Here is a 1069-nt window from a genome sequence, read left to right as displayed (position 1 = left end):
TATCCAATTGAGCTACGGGCGCAAATTTATGGTGCCGAGGACCGGAATCGAACCGGTACGGTAGTCACCTACCGCAGGATTTTAAGTCCTGTGCGTCTGCCAGTTCCGCCACCCCGGCATTGTTGGAGCGGAAGACGGGATTCGAACCCGCGACCCCCACCTTGGCAAGGTGGTGTTCTACCACTGAACTACTTCCGCAAATTTAATGGTGCGGGTGAAGGGAGTCGAACCCCCACACCTTACGGCGCCAGATCCTAAGTCTGGTGCGTCTGCCAATTCCGCCACACCCGCATATTTAAATGGTGAGCCATGAAGGACTCGAACCTTCGACCCTCTGATTAAAAGTCAGATGCTCTACCAACTGAGCTAATGGCTCATATTTAAAAAATCCTTTAATCTTTGAAACAAATTACTCAGATGTCCCCGCCTCAGTATGCTAAATCAAGATGCAACTCGGCGTGTACAACTCGAAGTCATTCATAGAAGTTTTGCTCGTTGCTCTACCAACTGAGCTAATGGCTCATATTTAAAAATGTAATTTGTTAAATGGTGCCGGCTAGAGGACTTGAACCCCCAACCTACTGATTACAAGTCAGTTGCTCTACCAATTGAGCTAAGCCGGCATTTTTATATGGTGGAGGATGACGGGATCGAACCGCCGACCCTCTGCTTGTAAGGCAGATGCTCTCCCAGCTGAGCTAATCCTCCATTTAAAGCCCGGCAGCGTCCTACTCTCACAGGGGCTTTCGCCCCAACTACCATCGGCGCTGAGAAGCTTAACTTCCGTGTTCGGTATGGGAACGGGTGTGACCTTCTCGCTATTACCACCGGACCATCTATTCGACACTATTTTATTATAATGACTTTTTCATATTTTGCAAGAGGAAATTTTAATTTTTTTTCATTCCCTCAAAACTAGATAATGCAGAAGAAGTCTGGAAGAACGAGTACGCCAAAAGCGAATGACTTCACTTTATTATTTGGTTAAGTCCTCGATCGATTAGTATCAGTCAGCTCCACACGTCACCGTGCTTCCACCTCTGACCTATCAACCTGATCATCTTTCAGG

At 47.2% G+C, this 1069-nt stretch carries 6 tRNA genes and 2 rRNA genes; all 8 read right to left on the bottom strand.

Annotated features, from left to right (window positions below):
- Positions 1–29 precede the first annotated feature (29 nt).
- Positions 30–118, bottom strand: a tRNA-Leu gene (locus G4Z05_RS16325).
- Between the two features lie 5 nt (positions 119–123).
- Positions 124–198: transfer RNA gene (locus G4Z05_RS16320), tRNA-Gly, on the bottom strand.
- A gap of 8 nt (positions 199–206) precedes the next feature.
- Positions 207–291 (bottom strand) — tRNA-Leu (locus G4Z05_RS16315).
- A gap of 9 nt (positions 292–300) precedes the next feature.
- A tRNA-Lys gene (locus G4Z05_RS16310) sits at positions 301–376 on the bottom strand.
- Positions 377–547: 171 nt separating this feature from the next.
- Positions 548–623, bottom strand: a tRNA-Thr gene (locus G4Z05_RS16305).
- A 9-nt stretch (positions 624–632) separates the two neighbouring features.
- A tRNA-Val gene (locus tag G4Z05_RS16300) sits at positions 633–708 on the bottom strand.
- A 7-nt stretch (positions 709–715) separates the two neighbouring features.
- A 5S ribosomal RNA gene (rrf, locus tag G4Z05_RS16295) occupies positions 716–832 on the bottom strand.
- Positions 833–980: 148 nt separating this feature from the next.
- Positions 981–1069, bottom strand: a 23S ribosomal RNA gene (locus G4Z05_RS16290); the annotation flags it as partial.

Source organism: Neobacillus thermocopriae (assembly GCF_010975035.1).
GTDB classification, from domain to species: domain Bacteria; phylum Bacillota; class Bacilli; order Bacillales; family Cytobacillaceae; genus Neobacillus; species Neobacillus thermocopriae.
The sequence above is the reverse complement of the archived record's forward strand: the minus strand, read 5'-3'. Positions and strand labels throughout refer to the sequence as shown.